The organism is Defluviitoga tunisiensis (assembly GCF_000953715.1).
In the GTDB taxonomy this organism is placed as follows: domain Bacteria; phylum Thermotogota; class Thermotogae; order Petrotogales; family Petrotogaceae; genus Defluviitoga; species Defluviitoga tunisiensis.
The window spans coordinates 252,859-267,058 of record NZ_LN824141.1 but is presented as its reverse complement, the minus strand read 5'-3'; the positions used below and the strand labels follow the sequence as shown (position 1 = coordinate 267,058).

Here is a 14,200-nt window from a genome sequence, read left to right as displayed (position 1 = left end):
CCTCCTTTTATTTGTGCGATATTTAACAATATGATTATAAATTTAATTGCTGTTGCTCCACTTATTTTTTCCTTTATACATTTATAATTTTATCAGAACTTTGTATATGAGTCAAGGGTTTTTATGCTTTTTAGTGTATATAAGAGTTGTACATTTATAAATTTTTATTGTATCAATGGTTAAATTTAATCATTTACATTCCTTTGAGTCATGTACAATAAATGTCTAAATTAAATGGTATAATTAATAATAAACAGAAAAAGTCACAGGTAAGGAGTACAACATGGTTGAGTTAATTTCATTATGCACATCTGGGTTGGAGGCAGCTCCAGCTTATGAAATAAAGTCTCATGGTTATAACATTATTGATTCAATGTCTGGTAAAGTAAAATTTTCTGCCCCTCTTGAAGATATTCCGAGTATATTAAATAATTTTAGGACTGTTGATAGGATATTAATAAAAGTTGGAGAGTTTTATTCAAATAACTTTGATGATCTTTTTGATAAAGTTTATAATCTTAATTGGGCGGAATATGTTGAAAAAAATGGAAGATTAGTTGTTGAAAAAGTTAAGATAACAAATTCTGATTTATCAGCAACAGGTGCTGTGGCATCAATTATCAAAAAAGCAATATATGAAAAACTCAAAAGTAGCTACAAATGTACAATTTGGGAAGAAAACGAGGTAATTTACCCTATCTATGTGTATTTAAAAGATAATGTAGTAACAGTTGCCCTTGATACTGTTTATAAAGAATCACTTGCTAAAAGAGGTTATAGAACGCAACATGTTAGTACTTCCCTAAGAGAAACGATAGCTGCGAGTATGGTTCTTCTATCAAAGTGGGAAGCAAAATATACTTTAATAGATCCTTTTTGTGGTTCAGGAACAATTCCAATTGAGGCAGCCTTATATGCAAGTGGTAAATCATTAAAAAAAGAATATGTATGCGAAAAATGGAGAATATTTAATGAATTTAGGCATAGTTTTTACCCATATTTTGAGCCAGAAGAAATAAATTATAGAATATATGGATACGACAAGAGTTATAAAGCAATTTCTATTGCAAAAGAAAATGCGTCTTTAGCGAACGTTAAGATCCATTTTGAAAAAAAAGCAATGGAATCTCTAGAATCGTCAAATGATGAAATTTATTTTATTTCAAACTTACCATATGGTATGAAAGAAAAAGATAATACAAAAGATACTTATAAGAAAATGAGACATTTATTGAGAGCTTTTCCAAATGGAAAGTTTTATTTTATAACTCCAGAGTCTAATTTTGAAGAATACTTTGGAAGGAAAGCAAATAAAAAATTTAAATTTCAAAACAGTGGTATCTGGGTATGGTTCTATATGTTCTATCAATGAGGGAGGAATGAAATGAATATTGAAAGTCTAGTTGTTGAAAAAGCAATGAAGGCAAAACAAATATGTACTGAATTTGCTTTGATTTCTGATGCAGATAGAAAAAACATACTTAAATATATAGCGAATGAATTAAGAGAAAAAAGTGATTACATTTTATTAGAGAATCAAAAAGATTTATCCTTAGCTAAAGAAAAGGGAATTACTGAGGCTTTATTGGATAGGCTTAAATTAAATGAAGAGCGGATATTTAATATATCTAATAGTGTTGAAAAGGTTGCTAATTTGCCTAGTACATTAGGTGATATTAAGACTATGTGGAAACGTCCTAATGGTTTAATGATAGGTAAAATGGTTGTACCTTTAGGAGTAGTTGCTATTATTTATGAAGCACGTCCCAACGTTACAGTTGATGCAGCAGCTTTATGTATAAAATCAGGCAATACAGTTATTTTAAGAGGAGGATCTGAAGCCATAAATTCTAACACAGCTTTAGTAAACGTTATACAAAACGCAATTGAAAAAGCAGGTTTTTCCAAAGAAATTGTTCAATTCATTGATGTGACTGATAGAAAAGCAGTTGATGAATTGATGAAATTATATCAATATATAGATGTTCTGATCCCACGTGGAGGTCCTTCACTAATAAACTACACAATCGAAAATTCTAGAATACCTGTAATACAAACTGGAGCAGGTAATTGTCATGTGTATGTAGATAAAGATGCGGATATTAATAAGGCCTTAAAGATAGTAGAGAATGCTAAAATAAGTAGACCTTCGGTATGTAATGCAGTGGAAACTATTCTTGTACACAACGATATAGCTAATGAATTTCTTAAAAAATTATACCTTTTATTAAATAATAAAGTTGAGTTTAGAGGGTGTAAAAAAACCTTAAAAATTTTACCTCAAATAAAACCTGCAACCGATAAGGACTGGGAAACAGAATATTTAGATTACATCCTAGCAGTAAAAATAGTCGAAGATGTTGAAGAGGCTATTAAACATATAAATACATATAGCTCAAAACATTCTGAAGCCATTGTTACAGAAAATTATATAACAATCAGAAAATTTTTGAATGAAATTGATGCTGCTGCAGTGTATGTTAACGCTTCAACTAGGTTCACCGATGGAGAGGAATTTGGTTACGGTGCAGAGATGGGTATTAGTACCCAAAAGCTTCATGTTAGAGGTCCTATTGGTATAGAGGATCTCACTACATATAAATATGTTATTTTAGGTAATGGGCAGGTCAGATGAAAATGGACAAAAAATTATGCATAATAGGTTTAGGTAAAATGGGAAGCACTTTAGCAAAAGGCTTGGTTAATGCGGGAATTTTGAAAAAAGAACAGATAGTTGGTACAGATATTTGTGTAGACAATTTTGAAATGAACCCTGTATATTGCAATATTGAGACTTTGAATGATAATATCAAGGCTGTTCAACAATGTGATATAGTTCTTCTATCAGTTAAACCTCAGGTAATTGATAAAGTATTGAAAGAAATTAGTTCCTTTTGTAAAGACAAAATAGTTATTTCTATTGCAGCTGGGATAACCATTGAACATTTAGAAAAAGCTTTGCCTTCATCCGCAAAAATAATACGTGCAATGCCTAATACTCCAATATTGGTTGGAGAAGGTGTAATAGCAATAAGCAGAAACAAGAATGTGTCTGATGAAGAAATCAGTATGGTTAAAAATCTTTTGGAAAGCGTTGGTAGAGTCTATTTAGTAGAAGAAGATATGATGGATGTTATAACAGCTTTAAGTGGAAGTGGTCCTGCTTATGTGTACATTATTATTGAAGCCTTAGCCGATGGAGGAGTTTTAATGGGGTTACCTAGAGATCTTTCCTTAGAATTTGCTGCAAGAACAGTTTTAGGGTCTGCTAAAATGGTACTGGAAAGCAATAAACATCCTGGCGAATTAAAAGATATGGTTACTTCACCTGGGGGAACTGCTATTAGAGGGATTGAGGTTTTAGAAAATCGGGGTATTCGTGGGATAATAATGAATGCAGTAAAGGAAGCAGCAAACAGATCTCAAGAAATAAATTCACAAAGAGGTGTTAAATTTGATAGATAGATACTCAATAAGTCCTATTAAGGATATTTGGACATTAGAAGCACAGTATAATAGATGGCTCGAAGTAGAACTCGCTGTAATTGAGGCATTTGAACAATTAAATATTGCTCCTCAGGGGACCGCCTTAGAAGCAAGGCAGAAGGCAAAGATTGATGTAGAAAAAATTTTGGAAACTGAGAAAGTAGTTGATCATGATGTGATAGCCTTTATAAAAGTTGTTACAGAATATATGGGTGATGCTGCTAGATATTTTCATATGGGTTTGACATCTTCTGATGTGGTAGATACTGCAAATGCTTTGGCTATTAAAAGAGCTGGGGAGCTCATAGAAAAAGAGCTAGATAATTACATCAACTCTTTGAAAAAACTGGCTTTAAAACATAAATATACAGTGATTGTAGGTAGAACTCATGGAGTTCATGCAGAACCAACTTCTTTTGGTTTAAAAATATTAAGTTTCGTGTCGGAGTCAGAAAGAAATAAAGAAAGGTTAGAAAAAGCCATCTTTGATATTTCACAAGGGAAAATCAGTGGAGCTGTTGGAAACTATGCAAATTTAGATCCTCAAGTAGAAGAAATAGCCTTGAGAAAGTTAGAACTTCGACCTTGCAAAGTTTCAACACAAGTCGTCCCACGAGATCTTCATGCAGAATTTTTTAGCGTGTTAGCGTTAATTGGTGCTTCTATTGAAAGATTTGCCATAGAAATAAGACATCTTCAAAAAACTGAGGTATTAGAAGTAGAAGAGCCATTTAAAAAAGGGCAAAGAGGATCTTCTGCAATGCCTCATAAGAAAAATCCGATTTTATGTGAACGGTTAACAGGAATGTCTAGGATGTTAAGATCTTATGTATCTGCAGCTTACGAAAATATTTCTTTGTGGCATGAGAGAGATATTTCCCATTCTTCAGTTGAAAGGGTATTCATGACAGATGCTACTATTTTGGCTTATTATATGTTAAATAAAGCAAATTTTTTGGCAAGCAATTTGGTAGTGCATGAGGATGCAATGAAAGAGAACATTGAAAAATCTTACAATTTAGTGTATTCACAAAGAGTACTTTTGAAGCTTGTCGAAAAAGGATTCAGCCGAGAAGAAGCTTATGAATTAGTGCAAAAATATGCAATGAAGGCATGGGATCAAAAGAAGAATTTTAAAGATCTACTTTCCCAAGAAAGTCGAATTCTCGAAAATTTGTCTCAAGAAGAGTTTGAAGAATTATTTTCACCACAATATTATTTAAGAAACATAGAAGCAATTTTTAATAGATTTGACTTTAGTTACCTTTGAAAGTCCAATTTGTTAAGAAAGGAGGAAGGCGACTCCCTTTTTCTATAATTAATGTTTACAAAACTAAGGGCTATTTCGCCTAAAAATTTTATGAGAAAACTAAAATTAAGTGATTTCTCAATAAATATACCTGAAATAAAAGTAGAGAATACACAATCAATAAAAGTAGGGTCATATCAAGATTATACGATACAAAAAGATGCATGTGAGATTATTGATTTTGCGTTAAGAAGCTCTAACAATTCAAACAACATATTTGTGGTTGGACCTACAGGTAGTGGTAGAAGAAGTATGACTCGTAAGATTGTAGAAAAAATTGCTTTAGGTCAAAAAACTCCTCCAGATGTAATGTACGTATTTAATTTTCTAGAGGAAAGGAAGCCAAAACTTTTAAGATTGCCTGCAGGAGAAGGAAAAAAGTTCAAATCTGAATTACAAAATATTATAGATTCATCTGTTCAGGTATTGAACAAGACAATGGCTACAGAAGAATTTCAAGACCGCTTGAGTTCTTTAGAAAGAGAATATAATGCTCAAAGAGAACAATTATGGAACGATTTAAGAAAAGAGGCTCAAAATTTAGGCTTCATACTCGAAGCCTCACAAAGAGGTATTATAAGTGTCCCTATCTTTAATGGAAAAAGGCTTACTCCTCAAGAATTTGAAGGTCTTCCAGATGAAATTAAAGAACAGTTTAGAAAAAACTCTGAAAGATTAATGCAGTTAATCGAAAGAACTATGTCAAGAATAACTCAACTAGACAAGGAGTATTGGGAGGAGGTTAAAAATCTAAGAAGGTATTGGGCTACTTTTAGTTTAAGTAAACTTTTTGAACCTTTAGAAAAAAAGTATTTGAAATATTCTGATGTTTTTGAATACCTTCAACTCTTGAAAGAAGATATGGCTACTCACCTATCGCAATTAACCTCTGATAATCAAAATATTATTAAAGCGCTTAAAGAAAAGAGGTATGCTGTTAATGTTTTAGTTGATAATTCTTATCTTCAAGGTGCCCCTGTTGTTGAGGAAGATAACCCAACTTTTTCAAATCTTGTTGGAAGAATAGAATATTATTCACAGATGGGATTTCTTCATACAGATTTTACTATGATAAAACCTGGTGCATTTCATAAAGCAACTGGCGGTTATCTAATAATGGAAGCTGAGAAAGTTCTTAGGAAACCTTATTCTTGGGAAGTCTTGAAGCGAATTTTGACAGAGAATGAGATAAAAATTGAAAATATTCAAGCTGCAGAAGGTTATTCAAGTGTAGAAACTTTAGAGCCAGAACCTTTACCTTTAAATATTAGAGTTATATTAATTGGTGAAGAATGGGTTTACACAATGATGAGAGCATACGATAGCGAATTTGAAAAATTATTCCCAGTAAAATCACAATTTGACTATGAAGTAGAATTAGATGATGAGAATATAAATAAGTTTATGGCGTTTTTAAGTAATGCTGTTCAAGAAAACAATCTTTCACATATAACAAAAGATGGGGTAGAAGAGATAATAAAATATGCATGCAGGATTAATGGAAGTAATAAAAAAATTTCTTTGAAATTGGGAGAACTAAAAAATCTTTTAATAGATGCTTATAATTTTTCTCGTAAAATACCTGCCAATTATTATATAAATGCAAATAATATAAGAAGTGCAATAGATTTCAAAGAAAAAATGTTTTCATTTCACAGAGATAAAATATTTGATGCTATTAAAAACGAGAAAATAGATTTATTAGTGGAAGGCTATAAGGTTGGTCAAATTAATGGTTTAACAGTACTCGATACTATAGATTTTTCATTTGGACATCCAGTAAAGATTACAGCTAAAAGTTATCGATCTTCTTCTGAAAAAATAATAAATATACATCGTGACATAGATTTAAGTGGAAAAATATACAAAAAGTCTTCGTTGATAATAGAAAATTATTTTAAACATAAGTTTTCTACGTTTATACAAAGTGGATTTGGTGTATCACTAAATTTTGAACAGGTCTACTCTATTATAGAAGGAGATAGTGCAACTGTAGCTGAAACTCTTGCTTTAATGTCGTCAATAGCAAATATTCCATTAAAACAAAGTATTGCTATTACTGGTTCTATGGATCAAAGTGGAGAAGTTTTACCGGTTGGTGGAATAACTCAGAAGATAGAAGGTTTTTACCAAACCTGTAAAATAAAAGGTTTCAATGGAAAACAAGGTGTGATTATACCAGCAAAAAATGTTGATAATATAGTTATAAAAGATGAAATTATTCAAGATATAGAAAATGAGAATTTTCATATTTGGATTATTGATAATATAGATGAGGCAGTAGAATTGATGACAGATTATAAAGCAGGAAAAATAAATGAAAAAGGTGAGTATGAAGAAGGAACTTTTTATTATCATGTATGTGAAAATCTAAAAAAACTAGCAAAAAAAGAAGACGAAAAAGAGAACGAGAAAAAAGATTAAATATGTGAGAAAATGAAACAGCTGCGAGTTAACTTTACATAAACTCGCAGCATTTTTATCAAATATTGTAGATTTCTGTATACTTATTTGTTATATAATCAACAAAATATTTTGGATTAAGCGTTTCTCCGGTAACTTTATAGATAAGTTCTTGAGGTTCATACATTTTTCCATATTGGTGAATGTTCTCTTTTAACCAGGTTAAAATCGATGTAGCGTTACCTTTTTCAAGTTCTAAAGAATAATCAGGTACGTCTTGCTTTAATTTAGAATTAAATTGAGCCGCATAAAGATTACCTAACATATATGATGGAAAGTAACCAAATGAACCATTAGACCAGTGAACATCTTGTAAAACACCAAGAGAATCATTTGGAGGAACTATTCCTAAATATTCTTTCATTTTATCATTCCATATTAAAGGCAATTCTTTAGTAGTAATTCTGTCATTTATTAGAGCTTCTTCAATTTCATATCTCAACATTATATGAAAATTATAGGTAACTTCGTCTGCTTCTGTTCTTAATAAGCTCCTCTCGACTATATTTACTCCTTTGTAAAGAGATTCAATTGATAAGCCTTCAAAAGAATTGAGTATAGCTTTTAATATAGGTGAAAAGAAATTCCAAAAAGGAAAGCTTCTGCCTATAAAGTTTTCCCAAAATCTTGATTGAGACTCATGGATAGCCATTGAAGCCCCTTCATCTAAAGGAGTTTCAAAAAAAGCTTCTGGTATATTTAACTCATAAAGTGCATGACCACATTCGTGAATAGTAGAAAACAAAGAATATCTAAGATCTAGGGGGCTATATTTTGTAGTAATTCTTACATCCCTGGGGCCGATTTTTGTTGTAAAAGGGTGTACAGAAATATCCAATCTACCAGAATTGAAGTCAAAATTCATAAATTTTAAAGCTTCTAATGACAATTGCTTTTGTTTGTTAAAATCAAAATTTTGCTTATAAAAATCATCTTGAGGTTTTTCTCCGTCTTCAAGTAGTTTATTTAAAAAAGGAGTTAAATTCTCTTTTAAATATTCATTGATTTTAGAAATTTCTGTAGTTTTTAAGTTAGGTTCATATAAATCTAATAAGGCGTCATATCTATTATTTTCATACCCTAATATATCTGCTTTTTCTTTGTTTAGCACTAAAATTTCTTCTAAATAAGGTTGAAAAAGATTAAAATTATCACATTCTTTTGCTTTTTTCCAAGCATGATTTGCTTTTGTAGTGGTCTGCGCTAGTTTTCTTACAAGTTTTACAGGAATTTTTTTTATTTTTTCGAATTCTTTTTTTGTTACTTTTATTAATGCTTTATCTTGTTCGCAAAAACTATTAAAAATGTTTTCTTGTGAAAAATAATCTAAATATTCAGCTATTGTATCAGAAACAAAAAGATTATAATGTCTTTCAGATAGTTCACCTAGTACTTCTGATCTATAATTTACAGAATTTTCAGGTGCATAAGTTTCAAGGTCCCAGTAGATAAGAGAAAGTGCTTGTTCATAACGCGAAATTTTAGCCAAATATTCTTTAAAATCCATAAATTTTTCCATATTCTTGCCTCCACCTAACATATTTTGTTTTAAAAATAGTAAACTTACCTAATTATATCAGTTTTTTATTTTGAAGACAAAACTTCTATTTTTGATAAATTAATTTATTTATTGTATAATTTTCGTAGGTTATTTTATAAATATTATAAAAACATAAATTCAAATTTAGAAGGACGGCGTTGGTGACTTGCTAGTATCCTAATCTAGATATTAATATCAAATAACCTAAATACAATAATAATTCTGATCAGATAATTTATTTAAAATTATAAATAATTCAAACAAGGCTTTTTTATTAGTAGACAAAACCTAAAAAATATTATTAACAAAGATATTCATTTATGGCAAGATGTTTTTAACCTTTAAAGAGTATTTTATGTTAAGTATATAATCTTTAAATTACTAAAATATATAAAAATATTTGTTAAAGGTGTATTTTCGATCAGAGAAAATTAAAAGAAATAATAATTATAGTTTAAGTATCCTATAGGTGGGTATTTACTTAAAATATCTATGCTATAAATAAATATTAATTAATGACTGTATAGCTAATTTACTCATAAAACAAGTCAATAATTGAAAGGAGGGAGGGTGCTCAATATAGATTGTATTAATCTATATTTGATTTATAGCATCTGACTTTAATACAATGAATATAATTGGTAGAAACACATTTGCAGTTGTAAACATCGAAAAATATCTTAAGAACTTGGAATTTCTAAATTCCTGTACAACTGCTAAAATTATGCCCGTTCTCAAGGCAGATGCTTATGGCCATGGAATGCAAGAATTAGGGAAAGCTGCATTAAAGTCGGGTTATGATATGTTTGCTGTAGCCTTTTTAGAAGAAGCATTAGAATTATTAAGCTCGGGAATTTTATCGAAAGTCTTGATCTTTAATTATTTTGATCCTAAAGATTTAAAAAGCGTATTAGATTATTCTGATTATTTAAGACCTACGATTACTTCTATAGACTTTCTCGAAAAAGCTTGTGGTATACTAGGAAAAGACATTAAAAAATTAGTTTTTCATATAAATGTTGACACAGGAATGAATAGAATAGGAATAAGAGAAGAAGAATTATCAACATTAATCAGATTGATCAAAAAACATAATATTAACGTTGAAGGAATTTATTCTCATTTTGCAACTGCTGATGAAAAAGACGAGTTTGTTAAAATACAGTATGATAAATTTCTCAATATTTTAAATTACATTATTAATGAGGGAATTGATATAAAGATAAGACATCTAGCCAATAGTGCTGGTCTTCTATTTTTTCCGCAGAGTTCTTTAGATTATGTAAGACCAGGTGTTGCAACTTTTGGTATGCAGCCATCAAATATTATTAAAGTAGAAGAATTGAAACCAGTAATGGAATTGAAAAGCACGGTAGCTAAAATAAATATGGTAAAATCTGGCGAAAGTATTGGTTATGGTAGAACCTTTACCACATTAAAATCGATGAAAACCGCTATTGTTCCAATAGGATATGCAGATGGTTATTTTAGAAATCTCTCAAATAAAGCCTATGTTTTAATTAATGGAAAAAAATGTCGAATATTGGGGAATATTTCTATGGATCAGATGGTAGTTGATATCACTGAAGTCAACACAAATGTTGGAGATGAAGTTGTTCTAATTGGAGAACAAGATGGAGTAAGTATTACTTGTGAAGAATTAGCACAAAAAGCAGGAACGATTAATTATGAAATCACCTCTAAGTTAACTAGGAGAGTTCCAAGAATTTACATTAGAGGAGGAAATTGACTTGGGAGATAATTATTCAATAGGAGAAATTCTAAAAGGGCAAAAAGGAGATAATAACTCTGATTTTGTTAAAAAGGAAGCTTTCAAACAGGTTAATTTAATTTCTGAACTCAAACCTAATGAAGAGGTACAAGTAGAAGGCAAAGTAGTAAGTAAAAGGCTTCAAAAAACTAAATCTGACAGATCATTTCTACTAATAACATTAGCAGATAAAAGTCAGTCAATTAGAGCAGTTGATTGGTATTATCCTGAAGAAAATAATAATAAAATTCAAGTTGGAGAAGTTATAAAGTTGAAAGGAAAAACTGTTTTTTTTGAGAATAGAATTCAGATAAATTTGATCAATGATGAAGAAGCTATAGAAATATTAAATCCCTTAGAGGTGAATCCAGAAAAATATATGAAGAGTTCTCAAACCGAGTTAAACACCTTAATTAATACATTAGAGAATTACATAGTTCAAGTAGAAAATTTAGGTGTTAAAGCATTACTAACCTCAATCTTTATTGAAAACGATTATATAAGGGAGATGTTTCTAACCTCACCAGCAGCAATGGATATTCATCATGCCTATCAAAATGGTTTAATAGAGCATAGTTTGAAGGTTACTGAATTATCTCTTAAACTTTATAAAACCTATTCTGAAGAAGAAGTATATATCAATAAAGATATAATAATTGCTGGGGCCCTATTACATGATATTGGAAAGATTGAAGAATATGTTATTACACCGAGTGGAATAGAAAAAACTGAGCAAGGTGAATTAATGGGTCATATTCCTTTAGGAGTAAAACTAATTTATGAAGAGGCAGAAAAGATTGGAGAACGGATAAGTAAAGAAGATCTAGATCATATAATACACATTATCCTGTCTCATCATGGAGAAATTGAGTATGGAAGCCCTGTTGTACCAAAAACTTTAGAAGCGATGATTGTAAATTTTAGTGATAACATTGATTCTAAGATAGCCCGGGCTAAAGAAAATATAAGAAATGCCCTTCAAATAAATGAAAACTCTACATGGAGTGAATATGATAAAAGACTTGAGAGAAAAATGAAAATTGAAAAATACAGCGATTAATCTTAGCTTTTAGTAGTAGAGACTTTAGAAATGAAGATTTTCTAAAAATAGAATTTTGAATTTATAACAGGTTCAGTACAGAACTTTCCCATTTTATCTTGGTACAAGTACCGAAAAGTTTAAAAAATTAAGAATTGGTGAGTAGTAGAAGTAAGGAAACATTTTGTAAAAAATCAAATCTAAAAAATACATATAATAAGGATTTTGGAAACTCTAAAGTGAGTATTGTAGTAGTTCAAGGAGGTAAATGGATGGCAAGAAAAAGTAATGAAGAAACGAAGAGCAATAAAAAAAAGAGCAAAAATATGAAGAACGACGTTAAGAATGAAAATATAAAATATGTTGTGATAGTAGAATCGCCTTCAAAGGCAAAGACTATAGAAAGATATCTGGGGAAGGATTATAAGGTTATTGCTTCAAAGGGACACATTAGGGATTTACCTCAAAAAGAGTTTGGGGTTAAGATTGAAAATAATTTTGAGCCAGAATTTCAAATAATTCCAAATAAAGAAAAGGTAATCAAAGAAATACAGAAAGAAACTAAAAACAAAAAAGTATTATTAGCGTCTGATATGGACAGAGAAGGTGAAGCAATAGCTTGGCATCTTTCACAATTGTTAGATCTTGATCCTCAAGAAAAAAATAGGATAATATTCTCAGAAATAACAAAAAACGCTATTTTAAATTCTGTAAATAATCCTAGAAGTCTTGATTTAAATAAAGTTGATGCACAAATAGCTAGAAGAATTTTAGACAGAATAGTAGGATACAAAATTTCTCCTTTAGTATGGAGAGTTCTTAAAAACTATAATACAAGTGCTGGAAGAGTTCAGTCAGCAGCGTTAAAATTAATAATTGACAGAGAAAGAAAAATATTTACGTTTAAACCTAAAAAGTATTTTAAAATATTTTTGGATCATAACGGTTTGATCATTCCTTTAACCAAAGAAAATGGTAAGACTTTAAAACCAGAAACTATTAATGCAAAAAAGAAAAATGAAATTTTTGATTATCTAAAAGATAAAGAAATGAAAGTTACTAGTATAGAGGAAAAAGAAACATTTAAAAATCCGCCTTCTCCTTTTATTACAAGTACTATGCAACAGAGTGCGGTTTCAATATTTAATTGGAGTTCAAGTAAGGTTATGAAAATTGCTCAAGATTTGTATGAAGGTATAGAAACGCCTGAAGGAAGTACTGCATTTATAACTTATATGAGAACAGATTCAACAAGGATATCTGAAGAAGCCAAAAAAGCGGCTTTAGAATATTTAGAGAAAAATTATGGAAAACAATATGTTGGGAATTATATAAATAAGGGTAAAAAATCAAATGTACAAGATGCGCATGAAGCTATTAGGCCGACAGATGTAAATATTGATCCCGAAAAAGCTAAAAAGCTTATTTCAGGAGATCATTTAAAATTATATACTTTGATATGGAACAGATTTATGGCATCTCAAGCAGCTCCTGCAAAATATCAGGAAAGAAAGTATATAATAGAAGATGAGAATTTGAAATATTCATTTGAAATAACCTCTAAAAAATGTCTTTTTGAAGGATTTGAAAAATTTTGGAAGTCATCAAACGGAGAAAATTACTTTGAACTTGATAAAAATGAAAAAATTACTTATGAAGAACTTAAATTTGAAGAAAAGGAAACAAATCCACCAAACAGGTATACAGAAGCTACTTTAATTAAAGAACTTGAAGCCAAGGAAATTGGAAGACCTTCAACTTATGCAACAATAATATTAACCTTATTAGAGAGAAAATATGTAGTAAAAATAGATAAAAGTACACTTAGGCCCACCACAACTGGTTTTGTAGTCAACGATTTTTTAGAAAAATTTTTTCCAGATATAGTTGATGTTAAATTTACAGCGAGAATGGAAAAAGATTTAGACCAAATAGAGGAAGGGAAAAACAAAGGTAAGAAAGTTTTAGAAGACTTTTACGTAGAGTTTGAAAAATTTCTTGAAAGGGCTTCAAAGGAAATAAAAAATGGAGAATTAGAATTAAATTACGAAAGCGATGTTCCTTGCAAAAAATGTGGCAAAATGATGGTGTTAAATTTTGGAAGATACGGATTATACCTTTCATGTGATGAATGCAAAGAAACTTTAAAGATACCATTAGAATCATTTGGTGTGACCATAAAAAACAAATTGTATATTAAAGATTTTTTAGAAACTAATCTAAAAATTAATGAAGAAAACAATAAAACCGGTGAGAAATGTCCAGTCTGTGGGGGAGATTTGATTTTAAAAATTGGAAAATACGGAGAATTTATTGCTTGTAGCAATTATCCAAAATGCACTTTTACAAAAAATGTAAATGCACGAGGAAGTTGTCCAAATTGTGGAGGAGAAGTTGAAAAATTAAGAAGCAAAAAAGGGAAAATATACTATAAATGTACTTCTTGTGGGGAAATGTTTTGGAATGAACCTTCTGAGTATAAATGTCCATCATGTGGAGAAACATTATTTTATAGGACTAGCCGAGGAAAAGAAAAATTATATTGTGAAAAAGATAAAAAATATTATGAACTTGAAAAGATAAAAAAATAAA

General features: G+C 30.0%; 9 protein-coding genes. 8 read left to right on the top strand and 1 reads right to left on the bottom strand.

The features are described from left to right. Positions 1–283 precede the first annotated feature (283 nt). From DTL3_RS01280 to DTL3_RS01260, 5 genes are all read left to right on the top strand, one after another. Positions 284–1,372, top strand: a complete 1,089-nt coding sequence (locus DTL3_RS01280) for a THUMP domain-containing class I SAM-dependent RNA methyltransferase (RefSeq protein ID WP_045087185.1) — start codon at positions 284–286, stop codon at positions 1,370–1,372. Between the two features lie 12 nt (positions 1,373–1,384). Then, entirely contained in the window at positions 1,385–2,635 is a 1,251-nt protein-coding gene (locus DTL3_RS01275; RefSeq protein ID WP_045087184.1) for a glutamate-5-semialdehyde dehydrogenase, read from the top strand. A 2-nt stretch (positions 2,636–2,637) separates the two neighbouring features. Continuing rightward, positions 2,638–3,465 carry a pyrroline-5-carboxylate reductase gene (gene proC / locus DTL3_RS01270; protein ID WP_052670227.1) on the top strand — a complete coding sequence of 276 codons (828 nt, stop codon included), beginning with the start codon at positions 2,638–2,640 and terminating at the stop codon, positions 3,463–3,465. After that, positions 3,455–4,756, top strand: coding sequence for an adenylosuccinate lyase (gene purB, locus DTL3_RS01265; protein WP_045087182.1), 1,302 nt, complete (start codon positions 3,455–3,457; stop codon positions 4,754–4,756). Before proC ends, purB begins: the two co-directional genes overlap by 11 nt. 90 nt (positions 4,757–4,846) lie before the next feature. Next, positions 4,847–7,219 carry a Lon protease family protein gene (locus tag DTL3_RS01260; protein WP_045088524.1) on the top strand — a complete coding sequence of 791 codons (2,373 nt, stop codon included), beginning with the start codon at positions 4,847–4,849 and terminating at the stop codon, positions 7,217–7,219. 58 nt (positions 7,220–7,277) lie between these two features. On the opposite strand, the gene DTL3_RS01255 is transcribed toward DTL3_RS01260, so the two are convergent. Next, positions 7,278–8,777, bottom strand: coding sequence for a carboxypeptidase M32 (locus DTL3_RS01255; RefSeq protein WP_045087181.1), 1,500 nt, complete (start codon positions 8,775–8,777; stop codon positions 7,278–7,280). Between the two features lie 649 nt (positions 8,778–9,426). On the opposite strand from DTL3_RS01255, the gene alr reads away from it, so the two are divergent. From alr to topA, 3 genes are all read left to right on the top strand, one after another. Continuing rightward, the gene (gene alr, locus DTL3_RS01250) at positions 9,427–10,548 is read left to right on the top strand and encodes an alanine racemase (RefSeq protein ID WP_045087180.1); all 1,122 of its coding nucleotides are present in this window, start codon (positions 9,427–9,429) and stop codon (positions 10,546–10,548) included. 1 nt (position 10,549) lies between these two features. Continuing rightward, positions 10,550–11,629, top strand: coding sequence for a 3'-5' exoribonuclease YhaM family protein (locus DTL3_RS01245; RefSeq protein ID WP_052670222.1), 1,080 nt, complete (start codon positions 10,550–10,552; stop codon positions 11,627–11,629). Between the two features lie 251 nt (positions 11,630–11,880). Beyond that, positions 11,881–14,199 carry a type I DNA topoisomerase gene (gene topA / locus DTL3_RS01240; protein ID WP_231854022.1) on the top strand — a complete coding sequence of 773 codons (2,319 nt, stop codon included), beginning with the start codon at positions 11,881–11,883 and terminating at the stop codon, positions 14,197–14,199. Position 14,200 lies beyond the last annotated feature (1 nt).